Here is a 23,677-nt window from a genome sequence, read left to right on the forward strand (position 1 = left end):
CGCATGCAACGGAGCGGATGGGGTTGGGTCGCGGTAGGGGTCGTGTTCGGGCTCGGCTGTCTCTGGCGCTGGCACTACCTGTTCCACGTCCACCCGCCGACCGCATTTCTCTACAGCGACATGAAAGGCTATGTCGAAACGGCGCTCCGCTGGTTCGATCCGGCCTATGTCCAGTCCATTGCCGACACCTTGTATCCGCCGGGGACCGCGTATTTTTTGGGATGGCTCCACGCCATCGATCCCAGTTGGCGACTCGCGATCGTTGTCCAGTGTGTTCTCTCGTGTCTCGTGCCGCTGCTGCTCGCGGACACCGCCCGCGTGCTGTATGGCCGTCGTGCGGCGTGGCTGACGTTGATCGTCAGCAGCGGCTATTTCCCGTTTCTCGATCACGCCGGTTACTTTTTTTCCGAGGGGCCGCTGTTGGTGGCCGTAATCGCCACGATGTGGGCGCTCGTCCGTGCGCTGGATGCGCGTCGTCGCCGGACGGCATGGAGTGGGGCGTTGGTGGCCGGCGTGTTCTTGGGTATGGCCGCGGCGGTGAAGAGCGTGGTGTTGGTCCCGGCGCTCGCGGTGGCCGGCGTGCTGGGCGTGGCCGCGTGGCGGGTGCGTGCGCGTCGCGCCGCGTGGTGCGGCGTCCTCGTGACTGCGGGGATCGGTTTCGTACTGGTGTGCATCCCGCTGAGCCGGCGCTGTACCCGGTTGAACGAGGGGGATTTCTGTCTGATCTCGAACAATGGTCCGATGAACGTGTTGCTCGGTCACGCGGGGGCGATCAAAGGGATCCGTTGGACCGACCCGCAGCGCCATTTCGTACACGAGTTCGGGTGTCCGGTCGCGAACCAACGGGGTTACACCGCGATGCTCGAGTTTCCGTTCGGCGCGTACGAGTCACAACCGAACCTCGCCGCGGCGTGGCACTGGATTCGCCGGCACCCCGGCGACGCATTGTTGCTCTCGATCGAGCACGTCTTCGATCTCTTCGCCGGGACGCTCCCGTGGCCCACGTCGCACACGCCGCAGCGTCGTTGGATCAATCTCTTTCAACAACTCTATTGGATCTTCATCTTGCTGCCGGCCCTGTACTATCTGGCGCGGCGGCTGCCGTCGGCGCGGGCCGGCAACGGCCCGATCCTCGCGGACTGTCTGATGATCGCGCCGTTGCTCGGTCTGATGGCGGTCGTGTTTGCGACCAAAGGCGAGCCGCGATACCGGATCGCGTATGACGGCTTCATGATCGTCGTGGCGGCGCATGCGTACACACGAAGGCGGGATGATGACTTGACCCCTGCGGCACCAACGACCTAAGAGAGACCTCGATGGACACCATATTTCATATCGGCGCGCGTGCAGTGGGACCGAGCCTCCCCGTCTATATCGTCGCCGAGCTCTCCGCGAATCATCGACAATCGTTCGATCAGGCCGTCGCGCTGATCCATGCCGCATGCGACGCGCACGTCGACGCGATCAAACTCCAGACGTACACCGCCGACACCCTCACCATCCGCTCGGATCGCGAATATTTCCGGATCGGCGGCGGCACCTTGTGGGATGGCCGCACGCTCTACGAGCTGTACCAAGAGGCGTATACGCCGTGGGAGTGGCAGCCGAAGTTGCAACAAATCGCGCACGAATGCGGACTCGAGTGTTTTTCGTCCGCGTTCGACGCATCCGCGGTGGATTTTTTGGAACGGATGGATGTCCCGGTCCACAAAGTCGCGTCGTTCGAACTGGTCGATCTTCCGCTGATTCAAACGATGGCGCGGACCGGCAAACCGCTGATCCTCTCCACCGGGATGGCCACGCTCGCGGAAATCGACGAGGCCGTGCAGGCCGCGCGTAGCGCCGGGGCGCAAGAAATCATGTTGCTCAAATGTACCAGCGCATATCCGGCCGCGCCCGCTGCGATGCAATTGCATGCCATTCCGCAATTGCAACAGCGCTACAACGTTCCGATCGGCCTCTCCGATCACACCCTCGACACGACCGTGCCGATCGCGGCCGTCGCGCTCGGCGCCTGCTTCATTGAAAAACACCTGACCCTTTCCCGCGCGACTCCGGGCCCGGACAGCGCGTTTTCGCTGGAGCCCGCCGAATTCAAGGCCCTGGTCGAGGCCGTCCGCACTGCCGAAGCCGCGCTCGGGACCGGCGCAATGGGCGACGACGCGGGCGAAGCGAAGAGCCGAATCTTTCGCCGCTCCCTGTTCGTCGTCGCCGAGATGCAGGCCGGTGAAGCGTTTACGCCCGCCACCGTGCGTTCCATCCGCCCCGCGCACGGCCTGCCCCCGAAACACCTCCCGGAGATCCTCGGCCGCCGCGCAAAATGTGCCCTTCCCGCCGGCACACCGCTCACGTGGGACTGTGTGGAGTAGCGTGGCCGTTGTGTTTCCGCTGCTGCGTGTTATAGTGATTGTATGATCCCCGCCTTGCTCAGTCGCTTTTTTTGGGATGTCCAAGCGGCGACGCTCGATCTGAATCGTCATGCCCCGTACATTATCGAGCGACTGCTCGAATGCGGCGATCTGGACGCCGTGCGTTGGTTGTTGGCCACGTACTCGCCGACAGACATCGTCGCCGTGCTGCACAGTGCGCGGGGACTCTCCGCGCGGAGCCGGCGGTATTGGTCACTCTATTTTGATCGCCCCGAGGTCGCATGCACGAATCCATCCTGGCTCCCGACACCGCCCGTGTCTTGATCGCGCTGTCGGCACAATCCTGGTTGTCGGCATTTTATCTGGCGGGTGGAACGGCCATCGCGCTTCGGCTCGGGCATCGGCGATCCGTCGATCTGGATTTTATGGCGCCGCAGCCGATCGATACGCTGCAATTACGACAACTGTTGGCGCAATGCGGTCCCTTCATCCTCGACCACGAAAGTGCAGGCACGGTGCACGGCACGCTGGCCGGCGTGAAGGTGAGCTTCCTCGAATATCGCTACCCGCGACTCGACCCCGGTGACCACTGGCACGGCGTTGCAATCGCCGCGTTGTCGGATCTCGCGTGCATGAAATTAGAAGCGATCGCGGCCCGAGGCAAGAAGCGCGATTTCTACGACGTCTACGCGATTGCGCAAACCGGTCATAGCGTGCGCGCCATGTTCGATTGGTTCGTCAATAAATATCAAGCCGTGCAGTACAACCAAGTCCACATCGTGAAGTCGCTGACCTATTTTGCAGATGCCGAGAACGATCCCGAGCCGATGCTGATCACGCCGATCGCGTGGGACGCCGTGAAGGCCTTCTTTGAGCGCGAGGCCAGGGCGCTGATCCCATGACGGTCATGCACTGTCTCACCACCAACCCCCAGCCGCAGAATGACCGCTTCACGGGACTGCTGCGGGCGCGTGGCATCGGCGTGACGCAACTCCCGCTGCATGCCTACGGGCCGCCGAGCGCTGGCGGCGCGGCGTTGCGGCAAGTGCTTCGCGAGGCCCAAGCCGACGCATTCGATTGGCTCCTCTTTTCCAGTCCGCAGGCCGTGGCAGCCGTGGTGGCGGAAGCGACATTGTTCCCGAACGCAGCGCAGTACGGCGCCGTCGGCGAGGCCACGGCCGCTGCGTTGCGCGCGGCCGGCGTGGAGCCGGCGGTGGTCGCAAATGGCGGTGGCGAGGCCCTCGCAACCGCGGTGCTGCAGCATGGCTTGACCGCGAGTACGCGGATCGCTTCATTCCAAGCGGAAGCCGGCCGGACCGAGTGGCACACTGTACTCACGGCCCACGGCGCGACGCTACGCCACGTCCCCGCATATCGCTTGCTCCCAAGCCCCGTCGACGCCGCCGCGTGGTGCGCCGCCCATCCCGACCCGATCCACGCGATTCCGTTCACCGCCCCATCGGCCGTGCAGCGCTTTGTCGAACTATTCTCGCCGTTTCTCGCGGCCTCCCCGTTCGCCACCGCGCGGTACTACGCGATCGGCCGCACCACGGCCACTGCCCTTACGGTCGCCCAGCTCCCGATCGCTGCCGTCGCGTCGTCCCAGGCCTTTTCCGCGCTCGTCGCCGTGATCGAGCACGAAAACAGTTGACCGAACCGCCAACCTTCTCTATCAGCGCCCCGAGATTCATGAAACCGTTGCCACCAAAGGAGAATGCCATGGCCACCGCCGCCGCGATCAAGTCCGTGCAGCCTGATTATAAGGTGAAAGACATCACGTTGGCCGAGTGGGGACGGAGAGAAATCGTCATCGCCGAGACCGAAATGCCGGGCCTAATGGCGCTGCGCGAGGAATATGGTCGCACGCAGCCGCTGAAAGGGGCGCGAATCGCCGGCAGTCTGCATATGACGATCCAAACCGCCGTCCTGATTGAAACCCTGATCAAGCTCGGCGCCCAAGTCCGCTGGAGCTCGTGCAACATTTTCTCCACTCAAGATCACGCCGCGGCCGCGATCGCCGCCGCCGGGATCCCGGTTTTTGCCTGGAAGGGCGAGACGGAAGAGGAATATTGGTGGTGTGCCGAACAGTGCACGCGCTGGCCGGACGGCCAAGGGCCGAACATGGTCCTCGACGACGGCGGCGACATGACGCTGCTGCTCCACGAGAAACAACCCGAATTGCTCGCCGGGATCTACGGCATCTCGGAAGAGACGACCACCGGCGTGCATCGCCTCTATCAAATGATGCAAAAAGGAACGCTCAAATGTCCCGCGTTCAACGTCAACGATTCCGTCACCAAGTCGAAGTTCGATAACTTATATGGCTGCCGCGAATCGCTGCTCGACGGGATCAAGCGTGCTACCGATGTGATGATCGCCGGAAAAATCGCCGTGGTCTGCGGCTACGGCGACGTTGGCAAGGGCTGTTGCCAGTCGTTGCGCGGCCAAGGTGCGCGCGTGTTGGTCACCGAAATCGATCCGATCTGTGCGTTGCAAGCGGCGATGGAAGGATACCAAGTCGTCACGATGGACGCCGCAGCTGCGCTCGGCGACATCTTCATCACTGCCACCGGCTGCTGCGACGTCATCCGTCGCGAACATATGGATCAAATGAAAGACCAAGCGATTCTCTGCAACATCGGTCACTTCGATTCCGAGATCCAGATCGCGTCGGTTTTCAACGATCCGCAGCTGAAACGCGAAGCGGTCAAACCGCAAGTCGATCAAGTCATTTGGCCGAGCGGCAAGCGGCTCACCATCTTGGCGGAAGGGCGATTGGTCAATCTCGGCTGCGCCACCGGCCATCCGAGTTTTGTCATGTCCAACTCATTCACCAATCAAGTGATGGCGCAGATCGAGCTGTTTACCAATCACGGCACCTACGAAAACAAGGTCTACACATTGCCGAAACACCTCGACGAAAAAGTCGCGCGGCTGCATCTGAAAAAACTCGGCGTGCAACTCACGACCCTCACCGCGCAACAGGCCGACTATCTCGGCATTCCGACCGCCGGCCCGTTCAAGCCGGATTATTATCGCTATTAAGTTGACGCGTGACGGTGTGCTCGCTAAATAATTTCCCCACGATAGCGCAAGGGGGAATCATGCACACAGTTGCGATTGCAAACCATAAGGGCGGATCGGGGAAAACCACGACGGCCGTGAATTTGGCCGCGTGTCTCGCGGAGATGCAGTATCAAGTGCTGCTGATCGACCTCGACCCGCAATCGCACGCCTCGCTCTCGTTCGGCATTGAAATCAGTCGCGAAGAACAATCGATCTTTTGGGCGATGGGACAACCGGTCAGCGAACGCGCGTGGTTGGCCGAGATCGCCACGCCAGTCGGCAAAGGTTTGGCGCTCATTCCCTCCGCGCCGCTTTCCATCCAACATGAAGAGAACTTGATGCGGCGGGAGAATCGGTTGTTCCGGCTCCGCGAACTGATCCAACAAGTGCCGAAATACGACTTCGTCGTTATCGATTGCCCTCCGGCGCTCGGCATCCTGACCTGCAACGCGTTCATGGCGAGCGACTCGGTGCTGTTGCCGGTCGAAACCAGTTTTTACGCGATGAACGGCGTCGGTCGCGCGCTCGACATCCTCGATGAACTGCATCAGACCTATGGCACGCGGCCGCGGCACCTGGCCGTCGCCACGCTGTTCGATCGCCGCACGTCGCTTGCGCGCGACATCTTGGAAGAACTGCGCCGTTTTTTCCGCGGCGCATTGCTCGAAACGGTCATCCGTCAATCGATCCATCTGCGCGAAGCCGCCAGCCACGGCACACCGGTCACCAACTACGCCCCCAGCTCGCGCGGCTGTCGCGATTACTGCGACCTCACCGAGGAATTCTTGCAACGGATTGCCGTGCGGCCGGAACAGCAAGCCGGATGCAGTGAAGAGGTCGTGTTGCTCGGCCAAATGTATGGCGAGGCACGGGAAACGCTCGATCGGTTGCGTGAGTCCGGCTTCGTGACGCTCGAAGCATTGCGCCACGCCGACCCGAAGAAATTGGCCCACGCCAGTGGTGTCACGCTCCACACCGCGCGGCAACTCGTACGCCACGCCGCGCGATTGCAAGGCTTTCCCGCGTTGCGCAGCGCGAAGCCGTCGGCCGTAGCGAACGAAACGGCGGCGTTGGTGTTGCGCACCACCGCCGACGGCGCAGTGGCGGACATTGTGACGTTACAGGGGCTCACGTCGCCCCCTCCAGTGGCAAAGCCACTGGAGCCTCCCCCTCAACGCCGCTGTGCGGCTGAGGGTGGCGTCACAGGCCCAGATGTGGTCGCGAGTGGCGTGGCAACCCCAGCCACCAGTCACCAGCCACCAGTCACCGGTCACGAGTTGCCAGCCACGCCTGCTGACACCCCCACACTCCAATGAATCCCCCCTCGGATCGCCGCGCATCCTCTGACCGTCGGCAGCGTCGGACGCCGTTGTTGAATCGCTATTTCCTCTGGGGCCGGCGCCGTGCGCCAAGGCGCGAATCGGAAGACCCGTGTTACGTGGACCGCCCACGCCCGTTGTGGAGCTGCTTCGCGCTCCTCGTGGTGGCATTGGGCCTGGCCGATCTGGCCATTACCGAATATGAACTCGGACTGGGCTGTGCCACGGAAGGCAACGTCATCATGCACTGGTTGTTGGAGCGGAGCGGCAACGTCGTCGCGTGGGGCATCAAGACGATCGTCACATTGCTCGGCGCCGGACTTTTATTGGCGCACCATCGGTGGCGTTACGGAGGCTTAGGCCTGATGGTGCTGACGCTCTATTATGCGGGCTTACTGATCTTCCACGGCACGGTGCTGCTCCGTTGTTGGTAGCAGCTGTTGAAAATCGTGCAATGGGTCGGCATTCACCCGTTGCGAAAAACGCTCACCATCGTACAATTCACCCTGGGGATTATGGCAAACATACTCATCGCGGAAGACAACAAGGAATTCGCCGACCTCTTAATGCGATATCTCCTCAGTGCGGGCCACACCGTGCGCGTAGTCAACGAAGGCGTGCGCGTGATGGAAGAAGTGCATCGCCAATCGCCCGACATCATCTTGCTCGACTTTCTGATCCCCGCCGGACGCGGCAGCGAAATTATCAAACGCCTGAAAGGCCACCGCGACACGGTCCGCATCCCGATCGTGATCATCTCCGCACTGAACGAAGCCAAGGCGCGCGACCAAGGCTACGAAGGCGGCGCCTACATCTATCTGACCAAGCCTTTCGCGCTGCAAGATTTACTCGGCTACATCGAAGAAGCCGTCGATAGTTCCTCCGTCACGATGAGTTAGCCCTTCAAGGACCCCATTGACAGCATCCGAATACGAAATAAGATAATCAAATATGAAAAATGACTCTGTGATCACCAGTCGAGGTCAAATTACGGTGCCGAAACGGCTGCGCGATCGGTTTGGGCTCCGTCCTGGTATGCGCGTGCGTTTCGCAGCCTCGCGACAAGGCGTCCTGGTGCAAAAAGAAGAACGCGCCAAGTCCGTGCTGCGCCGGGCCTACGGGGTGGTACGCGACGGCGTGGCCACCGATGCGTATCTCCGCACGATCCGGGGATCGGTAAAATGATTCGCACCGCTGTGGACTCGTCGGTCCTGCTGGATATCTTTGCCGCCGATCCGACATTTGGCGAGGCTTCGCTTCGGGCTCTAGAACAGTGCAGCCGCGACGGCGTCTTGATTGCCTGTGAAGTGGTCTGGGCGGAATTACGGCCTCGTTTCCCCTCGGACGATGCTTTGCTCCAGGCCGCTGCAGCGCTCGATCTGCAATTCGACTCCATGTCCCAAGAGGCGGCACTGCTGGCCGGTCGCGTGTGGCAGAAGTACCGGCGCACCGGGGGCCGGCGCGAACGAATGATTCCGGATTTTCTGATTGCCGCCCATGCGTTGGAGCAAGCCGATCGGCTCTGTACCCGCGACCGCGGCTTCTGTCGACGATATTTCACGAAGCTCGCGCTGTTGCAGCCAATGCCGGCGTGAGCGGGTCGGGTCTGTTACTCCACGACCGATTCCGGGATTTCACCTCGGCCGACGAGGCGATAGGTGCGCCAGGTCCAGCCAAGGATGAGGCCGAAGAGGAGGCCATAGATTAGCCGATGATTGGTGGCGCGTTGGGCGGTGCGCGGATTAAACAGCGCGCTGCGACTGCTACTGAGGCGCGTGCCGGCGTAGGCCGTGCGGCCGGCCAATGGCGCGGAAGGGCGAGGGAGCGGCGGGCGAGCGCGGCGGGCGAGCGTGGGCCATGGCGCCGCCGATGGGGAGAACGTCGTCGGAGATGCCGGAATTGTGGGTTCGGGAAGATCACTGAACAACAGGCCGAGACCAGATGCCAGCAGAAGCGCGTATTTAAACAGTTTGCGGCTCATGACAACCTCTCCAGAGAGCAAGGGGCATGCCATATTATGCGACTGGATAATCCCGAGTGATGTTGCGGAGATGAACTTTTGGTGCATGGAGAGCGTTGCCTGCCGCCGGGAAATTTTGTCCCGGAGTGGGGCGGCAACGCGGCATTTGTTACCGCAGTGAGCGGCGCATCCGAGTCCATACCCATACCACTGACAGCAGCAGGCCGACGATCGTCAACTCCGACAAGCGCCATGCCCGCTGCCCGCCGACGACTAACGAACAACCTTCCCCACCGATCACCTTTGCGGCCGGAGATTGAATCATGGTTGGCGTGAGCGGTGCCGCGCCGACGCTCGGTTGGAGCCCCTTCGCGCGGCACGTGTGCTGCGACACGTCGTACTCTTCAGTCGCCGGATCACAACAGGAGGAATCGAGCAGCGCGACATTGGCGCAGCTCGCCCCCGATTGGAAATCGCACGCATCGCCGATTCGGTCTCCGTCGCGGTCCAATTGGCTCGGATTGAAGGCATCGGGACAGTTGTCCGCCGCGTTCGCGATCCCGTCGGCGTCGAGATCCGCGTTCGATGTGGTGCCGCCGCCGCTACTGCCGCTGGAGCTCGTGCCGCTTGGACACCCGGTTGCAGGCTCAATGACGGCCTGGCTCAAGTCGACTTCCGCCTTACCGAAGCATTCGGACCCTTCCAGTTTCAATGCGAACGCGAGCGTGTCTTGCTCGTCCAGCGGACCGTCGAGTGGCGCCATTGCGTAGCAGACGGAGTCGGTGTTGCTGCTGATCTCGGCCGTCATCATGGCGGTGTTGCCGTACAGTCGGGCCGCAGCCGTGGCCCCCTCGATACAAAGGTCGATCTTCGTAATGCCGTCACACGAAGCCGTGCCCGTGGCCACGAGTTGTACACTCTCAGGAAGCGTGTAATTTTCGCATCCTTCGCCCATATGCTCAAACGGCCGCCGATTGGGGGCAAACGCGCGATTGGGGACGAGGGTGCCGAGGGCGACGATGGCTCCCAAACCGACTGCTATCATTGTGTGGCGCATAGACCGACCATCCCGTGGACCGACCCCTCACTGATAGTATCGGCAGAATTGGGAAAAGGTTGCGTCGCGTGATTTCGGCGTTCCCGAGGTGTGGGTTACGGACGTCCGTTGCCCACAACGAGGCTACAACCGCCGCCGGCGTTGGTGTCTGCGTCCGCGGTCGATTTGTCCTTGTTCGGCAAACTCGTATTTTCGCCCGCAGCCGTTTTCGATTTACAGCTCAAACTCCGCGCATCGAAAATCTCGGTTTTTGGATCGCAGCAGGCCGTGCCCGCAAAAAGGACTTCATTGACCGTGCATCGTGGCGCAGTGCGTAGACATCCTTCGGCGTCGGGATTCGTGGCGCATGGATCGTCAGCGGCCGAACCGCCGCCGGAGCTGGAGGAACTGCTGCTGCTCGATCCCGTGCCAGCTTTACTCTCCGGCACGCAGGCCGCGCCCCAGCCGTCGCCGTCGGCATCGAGTTGATCCGGATTCGGCGTGGCCGGGCAATTGTCGTCCGTGTCGGCGACGCCGTCGTCGTCCAGATCGGAAGCCTCGGTGTTGTCCTCATCCTCATCCGGTGTTGGTTCCGCGACACAGAACTGCGTTGGATCTTCCGACAAGACCGTTCCTGGAGGGCAGGGACAAACACCGAACGGATCATCGGATGCGGGCATGCCATTCCAGCAGATTTCGGTATCGCTCAGCGAATAGTAATCGATGATCGGACGTCCGTTTTTTAATGGGACCTTCACGGTCTCCGTGCAGCTTGGCCGCTTCACAGTGACCGAAACGGTAGCCAGCGTACTGAGGAGTGTCTCGTGAGTATCTATATCTTTGCCCCAGAAACCCCAGCAATAGAGTTGGTCTGCATCGCGTACGATGTCTAATGTGGAGAAGTTCACCTGTGTGGAACTCAACGAACTTGGTTCGGACTGACCCACCAGACAGAAAAACCCGAGTGTTCCGCAATCTGAGTTCGTGCAGGGATAGACGAGGACTGTGCTGCTCTCGTCGCAGGAGCCGTTGATGGTGTTATAACTGGTCTTCGCAAACGCGCGCGAGGGAACGAGGCTGATGCCGCCGGCAATGCAGAGGAGCAGCAAGCTGACGGAGGCCCCGGTTCGTCGATCCTTTCGCACCACGCGATCGAGGCCCAGTGCGAGCGCAATAATCAGGATCGCCAGCAGTGGGAACATGCCCGGCGCAGCGGCAGGGGTCGTGGCGTGCAGACTGCATCCGCCGCCACCGTCGGTGACGGGATTGCCTTTGGGCTTGGCGATCGTCGCGAGGTTCGTGGTCGTCTTGCACTGATTGCTCGGATCGTTTTGCTGCGGGCATTCGTCGATACAATCGAGGATATTGTCTTTGTCCGTGTCGACATTATCGCAGCACAAGCTCATCGCCGGGATCGCGATCTGGTCGGCCTTGCAGGTCGTCGAGCCGCCGCTGCTGCTGCCGCCGGAAGAGCTACTGCTACTACTGCCGCCGCCGGACGAACTACTGCTGGAGCTGCCGGTCGCGTGATCGTCTTCGCAGACGTCGCCGATCCCATCCAAGTCACTGTCGGCCTGATCGGCGTTGCCGGCGAATTGGCAATTGTCGTCGTCGTCTTGCACGCCGTCGCTGTCGAGATCGTCCGCGTCGCACGTGGTGCCGCTGCTGTAGGGGCACGGGTCCTGCGTGATCGGCAACTCGTCGCCATCGACCGAAACGGCCACGTCTTCGGCAATCTTCGCGAATACGGCCGCGATGACGCAGCCGGGATTGAAGTCCCCCGGTTGACTGTCGCATCCGCTGACGAGTCCCTGCGGAGTGATGGCGACTACTTTACTCAGCGGCAGTGATAAGCCGAGTGAACACGTAAGCGGTTTTCCGTTCACGACCGGCGTGACCAAGATCTCGAGCGTGGCATTTGCTCCATTGGGAAGCTGCGACTGTTCTAACGGACAGCCCGAGAACGCCTTCGGAAGTGGGTTGTCGGCTCCGCTACTACCGAGCTCTTGGCACTCCAACGCGCCCACCTTGCTGATCCCGACCTTGTTGGGAAGATAGGTCCCGTCCTTATCTTGCAGGAAGACGAGCAGTGGATACGCATCGACGCCGCTGGAGTTCGTGAAATGGTAGAGGACGCCGAACGTTGTATAGTCGCTGCAGTCGCCGGCTGCATAGTAGTAGTAGCCGCTGCCGCCATAACTGGCCTTTGCGGTATTCGGCTTCGCCTCCGTCGCGCCGCTCCCGAGCAGCAGCAGCGTGCAGCAGGCAATCGCCGTGGAAATTAACCGTAGATAGGTGCGCATAGCCGTCCTCCCTTGTACGGTCCAGAGAAGAGCAATGGCCATGCCATGTTATGCGACTAAATTGTCTGGTTCTTTCGCCAGGTTTGGCGCGCCATCCCACGGCGCGTGGGGATCGGAGTCGCACGTTCCGCCGATTCTGCGGACCGCGCACCCCGGGTGGTTGATATGCGGACTATTCGTAAGTGACGCCCTCGATCTCCACGCTTCGCACGAGCCGAACCAATTCGAGGCGGATAGAAGGCTCGAGCAAATCATCCAGAAACCAGTCGGGCTCTATAGGCCGTAAGGGGATCGAAAACGGACGACCCTCGATTCCGACGATCTCTTCGATGACGCGAACTGTCGGAATCGTTGCAAAGCGTAAGACCTCGCGGCTGCCGAGGCCTCGTTCGTGGACCTCGACGATATATCGAGACTTCCAGTCCGGTTCCAGTCCGACGTCAAATCGCACGCGGAGCGTGTAGTGCGCGGCGTCGCCGTTGATGCGCCGGACCTGGTGGTAGATGTCGGTCAGATAGGCCCTGCGTTGGGAGGGATCGTGGAGGACGCGATCGGCCTCCGTTGCCAGCGCAGTGAGTTGGTTGATCAATTCCGTATCGGGCGATATGCCGGCGCGGTCGCAGGCCTGGCGGTACCGTTGCAAGTGGTGTGTCGTGGCGTGGATTTTTCCGCGTCGTGCCTCCTGCTCCGCGTGCTTGGCCTGTGTCTGGAGCTCGCGGCGATAAAAGGGTCGGCCAACCGTGGAGATCTGGGCCATAATCTCCTCCGGAGGGAGGCCGGCCGCAATGCCGAGTCCATAGAGGGTGTTCGTATCGGGCGCAGAGTGGGAATCGCATGGGACCCGCTCGCACATTTCGCTAGCGCGTTGGAAGAGCAAGGAGAAGAGCGGTCGTACGCGCGCGATCGTGGCCTCGGCAGCCGTCTCCAACCCGAGCGAGTGTGCTGCGGCGCGCAGGTCTTGCTGCGCCATCTCTCCCTGCATGAGGCGATCGGCGTAGTCGGCCATCCGCCATGGTCCCAGAGGCTGGGGGCTGCGCGGCCGGTAGAGCGCCGTCGCTGCCTCCAGATACCGCGTGACTTCCGCGACCGACTTCCCGATGAACTGATCCGCGGTCACGCCGTATCGTTCGGGCAGTTCGCGGAGCGGCCGCGTCTTATCCGAGTCACACCGTAATTCTCCCCGCTCGACGACCCCGTTGCGATTGTCGTCAGTGACCGTGACCTTGTTGTGGCATGCCGGTACCTTGCCCATTCCTGGTCTCCCTTTGCCTCAGAATGATTATCGGCGGGACGGGCGTGATAGTTGCGGATTGGCGGGTGTTCCGGGCGGCGATTCGCGACACGGCGGACGCATTACGATTCAAAACACCCCAGGCCGCGGGCGATGACGAGCCGCTGGACCTCGTTGGTGCCTTCGCCGATCTCGAGGAGTTTCGCGTCGCGATAGAAGCGGGCGACCGGATATTCTTCCATGCAGCCGTAGCCGCCGTGGAGTTGGACCGCTTGGTCGACGACGAACTTCATCACTTGAGAGCAGAACAGTTTCGCCATTGCGGCTTCCTGGCCGAACGCTTGGCCGGAGTCCTTCAGCCAACACGCGCGATACAACAGCGACCGCGCGGCCTCGATCTGCATCGCGCTATCGGCGAGTTTGAACGCGTTGGCCTGGAAGCTGGCGATCGTTTGGCTGAACGCACGCCGGGTTTTCGCATATTGCAATCCGGCTTCGAACGCGCCTTGGGCGCCGCCGAGCCCCATCGCGGCAATCCCGAGTCGTCCGCCGTCGAGGGTCTTGAGCATCTGTTTGAAGCCGTCGCCGCGTTTGCCGAGCAAGTTGGCTTCCGGGACGCGGACGTTGTCGAAATAGAGTTCCGCCGTGTTGGAGGCGCGCCACAGCAGTTTGTGATGCATCGTTTTGGTCGTGAATCCGGGCGTGCTTTGCGGCACCAGGATGCAACTGATTTCCTTGCGGCCGTTGGCGTCGCTGCCGGTGATACATTGGACCGTGCTCCCGGCCGTGATCGGCGTGCCGGCGTTGGTGATGAAAATTTTCGCGCCGTTAATGGTCCAGTGGCCGTCTTGCAGTTCCCCGGTGGTGCGCGAGTTGCCGGCATCGGATCCGGCGTCCGGTTCGGTGAGGCCGAAGCCCCACAGTGTGCGGCCGGCGCACAAGTCGGGGAGGTAGGTCTGTTGCTGCGTTTTGTTGCCGAAGTTTGCGATCGGTCCGACGCCGAGCGTGTTGTGGGCCGCGACCGTGGCCGCGTGTGACGCATGCACGCGCGCCAATTCTTCCACGATGATCGCGTACGACAACGTGTCGAGTCCGAGACCGCCGAATTCCGGCGGGGCCATCACGCCCATGAAGCCGAGTTCGCCCATTTTTTGTGTCAGCTCGATCGAGAATTGTTCGTCGCGTTCCAAGCGCTCCGCTGCGGGAGCGAGTTCGCCCTCCGCGAAGTCGCGAACCATGGTGCGGAGTGCCTGTTGTTCCGCCGTGAGTGTGAAGTCCATGCGCCGCCTTGTAGCGAAGTTGATGTCAGATACAAGCAGTTTATGGTAGAGCGCCGCCGTGCGGTTTCCACGTGCCACGATCTGGAACGTCGTCACCTTTGCGGCGCTGGCCTTTGCGGCGAATGTTGGATTCGTCTTCGGTCTGTTCCCGACGAATGCGCTGCTCATTACGCACGTCGGCACCGATGCGCTGTTTGCGGCCTATCTCTGGAGCGCGCTCGCGGTGCTGGGGTTTTCCGGCCTCTTCGCCTGGATTGCTGACCGTTATCCGCGCCGTCGCCTCTTTCTCGGGTCGCACTGGTTGGCCGCGGCGTCCGTCTTGGTCGCGTGGTGGGCGGTCCGTCAGCCGCAGGTCGAGTTTTGGTGGTATGCGCTGATCCGCGCGTTTTTTTACGGCTACTACATCCTGTTGTCGCTCCAGTTTTGGGTCCTCGCGAGCGATCACTTTTCCAGTTATGAAGCGAAGCGCGTCTATCCCTACGTCATCGCCGCCAGTATCGGCGGGATGATGGTCGGAGGACTGATCACCTCGTTCGTCGCCGGAACCCTTCCTGCGGCCGACTTCCTGCTCCTGTGGGCAGGAATTTTAGGCCTTTCGCCCGGACTGTTGTGGTGTCTACGTCTGCGGCCGGTGCTGTATGGACGTGTCCATCAAGCGTCCGCGACGACGCCGCTTGTGGGAACGTGGTCGTTGTCGCTGTTGATGCTGCTTTTCTGGATGATCTATGCCTTTCTCTGTCATGGCGTCGATTATGTGTACAACGTTGTCGCGTCCGCCGCGCTCCCCGACCCCGATCAGCTCACGGCGTTTTTTGGGAAAGTCACCTGCGTGGCCAGTCTCGTCGTGCTCATCTACCAACTTGGCTTGGCCAAACGCATTGCGACGCGATTCGGGATTGACCGCGCGCTGCTGATGATTCCGTTGTTGGCGGTCGGCGCCTGCGGACTGTTAGTGGCGCAGCCGTCGCTGTTCGGCGTCGCCGTCGCGGAGGCGACGGTTTTTTTCTTCGTCGATTTCGCCGGCTCGGCGCTCGTGCAACCGCTGCTGAACATTGTGCCGCGCTCCCAACGCGGCCGAGTGAAAATGGGCACGGAAGGGGTGGGGCGTTCCGTTGGAGTTGTCGGATTGTTTTTCCTAGCGACCGTCGGCACGGCTGTGATTGTGCCGGAACGGCTGAGTGGGCTTCTCTTTGCTGTGTCGCTGGCCTTCCTCGGATTCCCGATTTTGTTTCATCGCATCTATCTGCGCCATTTAGTGCGTTGTCTGCGATCGCCGGATCAGGAGCTGGTGCTGAATGCGATTCAGGCGCTGGGCGAGCCGAATAAAGTGGCGGCGACGCGGCCGCTGCTCCGCTTATTGCGTGCCACGACGCAACTCCATTTACAACGCACCATCGTGTTGAGCTTAGGCCAAATGCGCAGCGGCGAGGCCTTTCAGGAAGTCGTGCAACTCTTCGACGTCCGCAATGAAGCGCTCCAAAACGCCGTCGTGGAAGCGTTGGGCGACTACCGCAATTACGAAAGTATTTTGGCGATTTTTCGATTGATGAAATCGGGCAACAACGTCTCGCTGCAAGTGCGGATGAACGCCGTGATGTTGCTCACGCGTCTGCTCGGCCGCGCAATGACGCCGTTCTTGTTGCAGGCCTTGGACGATTCCGATCCGCGTGTGCAGGCCAATACGTTGGAGGCGTTGGGCCTGTTGCGTGATCGCGCGACCATCCGTTTGTTGCAACCGTTCTTGACCCATCCGCACCATCGAGTGCGCGGCAGCGCTATTATTGCGTTGTACCCGTTTCGTTTTCGGCCACGATCGGTGCGGCCATTGGTGTTGCAAGCATTGGCGCAGCTCTATACGTCGCCGCAGGCGCTCGAGCACCGCACTGCGCTGCATGTGATCGGCGCGTTGCGCTGCCGGGCGTATATCCCCGATCTGCTCCGCCAACTCGCGACGCCCGATCGCCATACGCGGCAACATGTGGCCATTGCACTCGCGAAGCTGCAAGTCCATCAGTGCACGCCGGTGTTAGTCGAACTGATGCTCGATGCCGACGAGACGTTCGCGATCGATACCGCGAAACGCATGGGGCAGTTTCCGGCCGTCAGCCGTTGGCGCGTGTTCGAGGCGATCGACCAATTGCCGACTACGCCACGCGCCGTCGTCTTTACCCGCCTTGAAGCCACCGGTCTCGATTTCTCCGCCGAACAAGAACAGCTCGGCAGCCGCGCCACGCTCTTCACGTATGCCCCGTGGTGAACGGGGTCCCAGCCCCCAGTCACGCTTTTACAGCAAATGCACCGGATCGACGTCGATCGCGACGTGGACGCCGGTGGTGCCTTCTTGCTCGCTGTGGCGACGGATCAGTTGGGTGAGTCCGGCGGCGGCGCGGGTGTCGGGGAGTTTCAGCAGGATCTGCCAGCGATATTTGCCGGCGATTTTTTCGCGCGGCGATGGGGCGGGGCCGAGGAGGGAGAAGGGGTGGCTAGTGACTGATGACTGGTGGCTGGTGGCTGGTGATTCTGTTCCGCCGAATCGGTGGAGCGCGTTCGCCAATTGTTCTGCATAGGCATGCACTTGCGCTTCGTGATTGCCGCTGAGGCGGATGTTCAGCAAGCGGCCGAACGGCGGATAGTTCAAGTCCGCGCGGAGTTTTGTCTCTTCGCTGACGAACGCGGCGTAATCGTGGCCGCGGGCGCAGAGCAAACTGTAATGTTCCGGGGTGTACGTCTGGATGATCACTTGTCCGGGACGGTCCGCGCGTCCGGCGCGTCCGGCGACTTGGGTGAGCAGTTGAAACGTCCGCTCCGCAGCGCGGAAATCCGGCAGATAGAGCGAGAGATCGGCCAAAATCACGCCGACCAAAGTGACGCGAGGGAAGTCGTGGCCCTTTGTGATCATTTGGGTGCCGATCAAGATGTCCACGGTGCCGCTGTGCATCGCACGCAGCGTCCCGTGGCGGCGGTGGCGCGACGTGCTGGTGTCGCGATCCATCCGCGCGATCCGCGCCGTGGGGAACTGCGTCTGCAGCAGTTGTTCGATCCGTTCTGTGCCGCTGCCGACCGCTTTGAGTTGCGCGGATCCGCAGGCGGGGCAACTGCGCGGCACATTGATCGTGAATTCGCAGTAGTGGCAGCGGAGTTGCGCTTTGCTGTGATGGAGTGTCAAGCTGATCGCGCAGTTCGGACAGCGAAAAATGTGGCCGCAGTCGCGACACAGCGACATCGTTGCGAAGCCGCGACGGTTCAAAAACAACAGCACTTGTTCGCCGCGCGCGAGCGTGTCGTGCATCGCCACGCGCAACGGCGCCGAAAGCAGGGCCGCGTCCGGCGTGCCCGCGGCGTGTTCGCGCAAGTCGATCACGGAAACGGTCGGGAGCGGTTGGCCGGTTGGTCGCTCCGTGAGTGGTAACAGCGTATATTTCGCGAGGCCCACGTTGTGGAAGCTCTCCAACGACGGCGTCGCCGACCCGAGCACGACGGCGGCTTGTGCGGCCTGCGCGCGGCGCACCGCCACGTCGCGCGCGTGATAGCGCGGATCGTCTTCCTGTTTGTACGAGGCGTCGTGTTCTTCATCGACGATGATGCAGCCGAGTCGATCGAACGGGGCGAAGACGGCGGAGCGGGTTCCGCAACAGACGCGCGCTTCGCCGCGGGCCATCCGTTGCCATTGATGCAGCCGTTCGGCTTCGGTCAAGTCGCTGTGATACAGCGCGATCGCGTCACCGAAGCGGGCGCTGAGATGGGCCAACAGCTGCGGCGTGAGTCCGATCTCCGGCAACAGCACAATCGCTTGGCGATGCGCCGCCAGACAACGTTCCACGGCGGCTAAATAGACTTCGGTTTTGCCGCTGCCGGTGATGCCGTGCAGCAGAAACGCACGGAATGCGTGGTCGCGGATCGTGGCGGCGATTGCGTCGGCGGCCATGTGCTGCGCTGCATTCAAGGTGATCGCGGCAGCGTCGCTGAGTGTATGTTCTTGATGTAAATGGGCGGCGCGGCGCGGTCGTCCCAATGGTTTTCCCGCGCGAAACAACGCGGTTGGGAGCGCGGCGCGACAGACTTCTCCGATCGGCGCGGCGTAGTAGCGGCTGATCCATTGCACGAGTTCGAGGAGCTGCGCATTCAGGACCGGCTCCGGATCGCACAGCGCCGCGATTGGCTTACAGCGCGCGGTCGGCGGCGGCGTGGTCTCGGTCTGTAGGATAATGCCGACGACCTGTTTGCGGCGAAACGGGACCACGACGCGACATCCCGGTCGGCATTGCGCGGCACAGGCCTCCGGCAGTTCGTAAGTAAACGCGGTATGCACGACCACCGGAACGGCAATGTCAGCGTAGCGAGGCATCGGTGTTGAATTTCTTCCTCTCCCGTTGGGGAGAGGGTTAGGGTGAGGGGGAGGAATGAACCAGAAAATCGCCTGGTGGTCTCCCCCTCACCCAGCCCTCTCCCCAACGGGAGAGGGGGGTGGCGACCCGTGACTTGCCGCGGGTATCGCTCATGGCCCTACTCTCTCGAAGTCGTACTCCACAATACTATTTACGAGTGACGCGTCGGGCGCGATCCGGAGCCAACATTTGAGCCGTTGGCCGGCGGTCACGGTCAGCGGGCGACGCAGCGGCAAAAAGGCCTGGCGCCAGTGCGTCGGCGGGTCGTGAGGACCGGTCGCAAAGCGGATCGTCGGCGTGAGATGGAGTGTGAACCAACCGGCGAAGCCGGTTAACGTGGCGTTGCGCGTGATGCGAAACGTCGGACTGAACTGCCATGCGGTCGCACGGGCGGTGCGAAATGCACACACGGGGCTGGTTTGTGGATTTGCGATGAGCTGCGCAGCGGGAATGGCTTCGTCCCGGAGCTGCCACGAGCGACGCCACGAGACAAACTCGGTCGGCGCGATCGTGAGCGCGCAGCCGTGCGGAATGATGCGTCCGCCGGGCTTCAGCCAGACGCGCCGAGCCGTGCAGAGTAGCGGGAGGATGTTTTCATCGAATCCGAGCGAGCCGAGCGTCTCGGTCATAATGGCGTCGACGAGTTTCTTTGGCCGGACGGCTTGCGCGAGGCCGGCGTAAAACGTGATCCGATCCGCGACGCCGCGCGCAGCGGCCTCGTGCCGTGCGAGCGCTAATGTGTGCGGCTCGACTTCGACCGCATGCACATGCGCCGCGCCTGCGTCGAGCGCCAGAAATGCGAGCGCGCCAGTCCCGGTGCCGAGATCGGCCACGATATCGCCGGGCCGCACGATCGCGCGGATCGCGCGCGTATAGGCTTGCATTCGGACGGTATCATCGAGCAGGATTTGATGCCGATGCTGCAATACTCTTTTCACGTCACAAATTCCTTCACCACATCATAAAGCGTCCGCACGCCCCAGTGAAAGCCGTCGAGCGGGATCCGTTCGTCGTGGGCGTGTGCCAGCGCAACGACGTCAAAACCGCGCGGACAGCGCAGCGGCTGGAAGCCGTAGGTCACGATGCCGAGCCGCTGATAGAAATGCGCATCGTCGAATCCGGTGATCATGAACGGCACGGCCCGCGCGCCCGGATCGGCCGCCGCGACGACGCGGGCAATGGTCGCAAAGAGCGGCGTGTCGCGCGGTTGCTCCAACGGCGCGCGATAGCGAATGACTTCGTACTCGTAACCGGGACCGAGCAGCATTTGGAGCTCCGCCAAGAAATCGGCCTGTGTCTGTCCCGGGAGGATCCGACCGTCGACACTCAACTCCGCCTCCGACGGGATCACATTGACGGAATCGCCGCTGCCGGCCCGCAGACTGGTCGGGCATGCGGTGTTGTGGAGCGTGGCGAGTAGAAACGCGGTTTGTTGGTTCAGCGGCAATGCGCGTGCGCAATAGTCGCCGACGCCGCGAAGCGTGATGCCGCGCAGCCACCAACGTTGCGGTACCGGTGACGCCGCCGCGATGGCCTGCACAAAGTCGAGTGCGGCAGCGGTGCGATGGAGTGGTAAACGCCGCGTCGTTAAGCGGTGCAGCGCCTGTCCGAGACGGGCCACAGCCATATCGGCATGCGGTTTCGATCCATGGCCTGGCGTTCCGCGCGCGCGCACGTTCACCCAGACGATCCCTTTTTGTGCCACTTCGATCGGATACAGGCGTTGCGCGCCGATATGGAGCGTCATCCCGCCGACTTCATTCAACGCATACGCGGCACGGATCAGATCGGCGTGGTGTTCTACTAAATACGCGCTGCCGTACTGACAGCCCACTTCTTCGTCGGCCGTCGCGGCGAGAATCACGTCGCGTCGCACGCGGAGTCCGTGGCGCTTCAGCAGCAGCAGCGTCATCAGTTGGTAAATCGTCATCGACTTCATGTCGAGCGCGCCGCGGCCCCAAATATATCCGTCCGCGAGCACGCCGTCGAACGGCGGATGGGTCCAATGCGCTGCCTCGGCGGGGACGACATCGACGTGCGAAGAGAGCAGCAGCGGGCCGTCCGTGCCGCCGGTCGTGTAGCGGCAGACCACGTTGGCACGACCGGGTGCGGGCTCGATGAGCTGCGGCGAGAATCCCTCGCGGGCCAATATTGCGGCCAGCCAGCGGGCCGCCGCGAGCTCATTCCCCGGCGGATTCGTAGTGTCGATCCGGAGCAGCTGTTGCAAATAGCCGGTCGCCTCGGCAGAGACTGAGTCCCACGCGATGTTCATGAACGATGTTTCTTGATGAAGTCGAGCCGCGCTTGGCGCCGTGCCTCGGCTCGACGGTAGCGCGCTTTATCTTCCGTTGCCTCGACGATCAAGCGCGGCACCGCGGCGGGCCGGCCTAAGTCATCCAGCGCGACCATGGTGAAATACGCACTCCCGACCTTATGGACGCGACCGGCCTTCAAGTCTTCCGCCTCGACTAACACGCCGACTTCCATCGAGGTCGTACCGACATAATTGACTTGCGATTTGAGGATCAATACGTCGCCGATCCGCACCGGATGCAGAAAATTTTGTTGATCCACGCCGGCGGTGACGACGTTGCAGCGCGCCAGTCGCATTGCCGAGACGAACGCGGCTTCGTCGACCAACTTCATGATCTCGCCGCCGTGCACGTATCCGTAAATGTTCGCTTGCGGCGGCTGCATGACTTTCATCATCGTATTTCGCGTGGCCCGAACGGGGATTCCTTCCAACTTCGCTAAGCGGCTTGTTTTCATAGCGTGCTCGCTCCTTATGCAACTCGTCTCCGGACTGCAAGGCGAATCCCCCGGGACAGGGCACGTATAGATAAGAGACGTCATCCTGAGCCGAAAGGCGAAGGATCCAGTGGGTTTTGTGGGATTCTGCGCCGCACTCAGAATGACAAATATGCGCGGGACATGACACGAAAAAAATGGAGCACGAATCTGATTTCAGTGCCGCTACGCAGCGGGTTCTTGGGCTGGGGCCGGCTCTGTCGGGGCCTCGGCCTCAGCTGCTGCCTTGGCCGCCGCAGCGGCTGCGGCGATGCTGTCGTAGTCGCGGAGCGCGGCGCCCACTAATGTCGGATTTTCTGATTCCAGCGCGACCAACGCCGCGCGATAGCGCCCTTCCGCGTGCCACGGTGTGCGGAGGACAGCGATGCTGCTGAGTCCCAACAACATCTGCTGTGCGTTGGCGAAGGCCGTCGGCTGTGTTGCGGCCAACTCGCGCTGCGCGGTCAGCAACGGCACGACGACGGCGTCGAAAAATGCGGACAAGCGGTCGGGGCGTGTCTCGATCTCGGCGATCTCTTCCTCGATGGCCGCGCGCTGTTCGGCAACGGCGAGCACGAGTGTATCGGGATCCCGAGCGACGAAGAGGCCAACGAGGCGAAGAAACGCGGCTCTCTCTGTTTCACCCATTGTGTTCAGTGCGGCGAGTGCCGCTTGGCGGTCCAATACGAGAGTGCGTTGTGCGCGAAGGATTTCCAATTGTGCGGTGTCGCGGGCCTGCTCTTCGCCCAAGTGTAGCAAATATACGCCGCTGCTGGCCCCTCCACGGGCGTAAAAGGTTACATCCGCATTGCCGAGCTCAGCGTAGCGCAACCATGCCGGGAGTGGTGTTTCGAGATACGGCGCATCTATGTTGAGTCGCACGCAGCTCGCGGCATCAGCGCTGGTCTTGACGTGGGCGATGACGTGCTCCAGTCGTGCATTGCACAGCGCCTTCACGCGCGCCAAGGCCGCTTGTACCGCGGCGAGATACGATTCGCGATCCGCCTCGAGCACGCGCTGCGCCTCGGGCGTCAAGAATCGCAGTTTTCCTGCAATAATTTGGTAGGCCTCGCGGAGCCTTCCCAAGATTGCGACGTCCACGTCCGGGTCCGTCGATGCCGCGTCACCCAACTGGTCAAGCCGCTCCAGGCCTTGCAGGCCGCGTGCAAAGAAGTGGAGCGCAATCTCCTGCGGCCTTTTTTCATTGGCCGCGCCGTGTGCGTAACATGTTGCCGCGACAAAAGCGTCGCCAAGGAATTTCACTGCGGACGTTGGTTCCTCCAACAAAACCGCCAGCCGGGCGCCGAGCTCCATCACGTCGATCACTGCCGGTCCTTTGGATTTTTTATCATCCTGCACGAACCACATGGCGCTGCGAACCGCGTCGGTATCTGCGTCGCTTAGTGGCAAGCCGGCGTTCTCCAAGCGATCCGCCAGACGCTGTGCGTTGGCGAGCGTGGCATTCACCGCGCTGCCGCGATGCCTTGCCCGATAATGTTCGGCGACCACGGCCGGAACCTCAGCCGCCGTGGCATACTGTCCCGGCGAGAGACGTCGTGCGATGGCTTGCTGCCATCCGGGGAGTGCCGCGAAGGTCTCGCGCGGCATCCAGACCAAGCGGCGATAGAGTTGGACCGCCTTGAGTGCGCCCAACGAAGCTCCGAGACTGAGCACCGCCAGTGTAATGCCTCCGACCGTCGCGGTTGTGGCCACGACGTCGGTCGGTTCTCCGTTGCCTCCTTCCCCGAGCTTCGTCGAGAAGACGCCGAGCGGTCCCATCGGCAATGCGGCCATGCCGAATGTGGCCCGTTCCAATCCCTCTTTGACTCGCGCTCCAAGCGTGCGGCGTTGCGCCAGCGCTATTGCCTCGCCCGTGGGATGTGAAATCGCTGTGGTCGTCCGACGCCTCAGTTGCACACGCTGCATAGTGACTCCTCGATC

22 protein-coding genes and 1 pseudogene are annotated in these 23,677 nt (G+C 62.0%); 12 read left to right on the top strand and 11 right to left on the bottom strand.

What is annotated here, in order from left to right:
- Positions 1–3 precede the first annotated feature (3 nt).
- From HY696_11175 to HY696_11225, 11 genes are all read left to right on the top strand, one after another.
- Entirely contained in the window at positions 4–1,305 is a 1,302-nt protein-coding gene (locus HY696_11175) for a glycosyltransferase family 39 protein (GenBank protein ID MBI4238957.1), read from the top strand.
- An 11-nt stretch (positions 1,306–1,316) separates the two neighbouring features.
- Entirely contained in the window at positions 1,317–2,369 is a 1,053-nt protein-coding gene (pseI, locus tag HY696_11180; GenBank protein ID MBI4238958.1) for a pseudaminic acid synthase, read from the top strand.
- 42 nt (positions 2,370–2,411) lie between these two features.
- Positions 2,412–2,693, top strand: coding sequence for a hypothetical protein (locus HY696_11185; GenBank protein ID MBI4238959.1), 282 nt, complete (start codon positions 2,412–2,414; stop codon positions 2,691–2,693).
- Positions 2,651–3,271 (top strand): nucleotidyl transferase AbiEii/AbiGii toxin family protein, encoded by a 621-nt coding sequence (locus HY696_11190; protein MBI4238960.1) that lies wholly within the window; start codon positions 2,651–2,653, stop codon positions 3,269–3,271. The genes HY696_11185 and HY696_11190 overlap by 43 nt, the downstream gene beginning before the upstream one ends.
- Positions 3,268–4,020: a uroporphyrinogen-III synthase gene (locus tag HY696_11195; protein MBI4238961.1), complete on the top strand. Its 753-nt coding sequence runs from the start codon at positions 3,268–3,270 to the stop codon at positions 4,018–4,020. The genes HY696_11190 and HY696_11195 overlap by 4 nt, the downstream gene beginning before the upstream one ends.
- 68 nt (positions 4,021–4,088) lie before the next feature.
- Positions 4,089–5,414 carry an adenosylhomocysteinase gene (locus tag HY696_11200; protein MBI4238962.1) on the top strand — a complete coding sequence of 442 codons (1,326 nt, stop codon included), beginning with the start codon at positions 4,089–4,091 and terminating at the stop codon, positions 5,412–5,414.
- A gap of 59 nt (positions 5,415–5,473) precedes the next feature.
- Positions 5,474–6,751 carry an AAA family ATPase gene (locus HY696_11205; GenBank protein MBI4238963.1) on the top strand — a complete coding sequence of 426 codons (1,278 nt, stop codon included), beginning with the start codon at positions 5,474–5,476 and terminating at the stop codon, positions 6,749–6,751.
- On the top strand, positions 6,748–7,188 hold the full coding sequence (locus HY696_11210; protein ID MBI4238964.1) for a hypothetical protein: 441 nt from the start codon (positions 6,748–6,750) through the stop codon (positions 7,186–7,188). Before HY696_11205 ends, HY696_11210 begins: the two co-directional genes overlap by 4 nt.
- 81 nt (positions 7,189–7,269) lie before the next feature.
- Complete coding sequence (locus HY696_11215) at positions 7,270–7,653, top strand: response regulator (protein ID MBI4238965.1); 384 nt, start codon at positions 7,270–7,272, stop codon at positions 7,651–7,653.
- Between the two features lie 52 nt (positions 7,654–7,705).
- Complete coding sequence (locus tag HY696_11220; protein ID MBI4238966.1) at positions 7,706–7,939, top strand: AbrB/MazE/SpoVT family DNA-binding domain-containing protein; 234 nt, start codon at positions 7,706–7,708, stop codon at positions 7,937–7,939.
- Positions 7,936–8,349, top strand: a complete 414-nt coding sequence (locus tag HY696_11225) for a type II toxin-antitoxin system VapC family toxin (GenBank protein MBI4238967.1) — start codon at positions 7,936–7,938, stop codon at positions 8,347–8,349. Before HY696_11220 ends, HY696_11225 begins: the two co-directional genes overlap by 4 nt.
- Before the next feature lie 14 nt (positions 8,350–8,363).
- Here HY696_11225 and HY696_11230 read toward each other — a convergent pair whose 3' ends face one another.
- The 6 genes and pseudogenes from HY696_11230 to HY696_11255 all read right to left on the bottom strand — a co-directional run bounded on the left by HY696_11230 (position 8,364) and on the right by HY696_11255 (position 14,564).
- Positions 8,364–8,735: a hypothetical protein gene (locus HY696_11230; GenBank protein ID MBI4238968.1), complete on the bottom strand. Its 372-nt coding sequence runs from the start codon at positions 8,733–8,735 to the stop codon at positions 8,364–8,366.
- Positions 8,736–8,883: 148 nt separating this feature from the next.
- The gene (locus HY696_11235; protein ID MBI4238969.1) at positions 8,884–9,771 is read right to left on the bottom strand and encodes a thrombospondin type 3 repeat-containing protein; all 888 of its coding nucleotides are present in this window, start codon (positions 9,769–9,771) and stop codon (positions 8,884–8,886) included.
- Between the two features lie 95 nt (positions 9,772–9,866).
- Positions 9,867–11,156: a hypothetical protein gene (locus HY696_11240; GenBank protein ID MBI4238970.1), complete on the bottom strand. Its 1,290-nt coding sequence runs from the start codon at positions 11,154–11,156 to the stop codon at positions 9,867–9,869.
- A 123-nt stretch (positions 11,157–11,279) separates the two neighbouring features.
- Positions 11,280–12,095 (bottom strand): annotated as a pseudogene (locus HY696_11245) (thrombospondin type 3 repeat-containing protein).
- 130 nt (positions 12,096–12,225) lie between these two features.
- Positions 12,226–13,305, bottom strand: coding sequence for a hypothetical protein (locus HY696_11250; GenBank protein ID MBI4238971.1), 1,080 nt, complete (start codon positions 13,303–13,305; stop codon positions 12,226–12,228).
- A gap of 101 nt (positions 13,306–13,406) precedes the next feature.
- A complete protein-coding gene (locus HY696_11255; GenBank protein ID MBI4238972.1) occupies positions 13,407–14,564 on the bottom strand; it encodes an acyl-CoA dehydrogenase family protein in 1,158 nt (385 codons plus the stop codon).
- A 58-nt stretch (positions 14,565–14,622) separates the two neighbouring features.
- Between HY696_11255 and HY696_11260 the strand changes: the two genes are divergently transcribed.
- On the top strand, positions 14,623–16,821 hold the full coding sequence (locus HY696_11260) for a HEAT repeat domain-containing protein (GenBank protein ID MBI4238973.1): 2,199 nt from the start codon (positions 14,623–14,625) through the stop codon (positions 16,819–16,821).
- A 27-nt stretch (positions 16,822–16,848) separates the two neighbouring features.
- Here HY696_11260 and priA read toward each other — a convergent pair whose 3' ends face one another.
- From priA to HY696_11285, 5 genes are all read right to left on the bottom strand, one after another.
- Positions 16,849–18,909, bottom strand: a complete 2,061-nt coding sequence (priA, locus tag HY696_11265; protein ID MBI4238974.1) for a primosomal protein N' — start codon at positions 18,907–18,909, stop codon at positions 16,849–16,851.
- 150 nt (positions 18,910–19,059) lie between these two features.
- A complete protein-coding gene (locus HY696_11270; GenBank protein MBI4238975.1) occupies positions 19,060–19,887 on the bottom strand; it encodes a methyltransferase domain-containing protein in 828 nt (275 codons plus the stop codon).
- The gene (locus HY696_11275) at positions 19,884–21,221 is read right to left on the bottom strand and encodes a M20/M25/M40 family metallo-hydrolase (protein MBI4238976.1); all 1,338 of its coding nucleotides are present in this window, start codon (positions 21,219–21,221) and stop codon (positions 19,884–19,886) included. Before HY696_11275 ends, HY696_11270 begins: the two co-directional genes overlap by 4 nt.
- Positions 21,218–21,718 (bottom strand): acyl-CoA thioesterase, encoded by a 501-nt coding sequence (locus HY696_11280; protein MBI4238977.1) that lies wholly within the window; start codon positions 21,716–21,718, stop codon positions 21,218–21,220. Before HY696_11280 ends, HY696_11275 begins: the two co-directional genes overlap by 4 nt.
- 204 nt (positions 21,719–21,922) lie before the next feature.
- Positions 21,923–23,662, bottom strand: a complete 1,740-nt coding sequence (locus HY696_11285) for a hypothetical protein (protein ID MBI4238978.1) — start codon at positions 23,660–23,662, stop codon at positions 21,923–21,925.
- Between the last annotated feature and the right edge of the window lie 15 nt (positions 23,663–23,677).

Source organism: Deltaproteobacteria bacterium (assembly GCA_016210045.1).
Taxonomy (GTDB): domain Bacteria; phylum UBA10199; class UBA10199.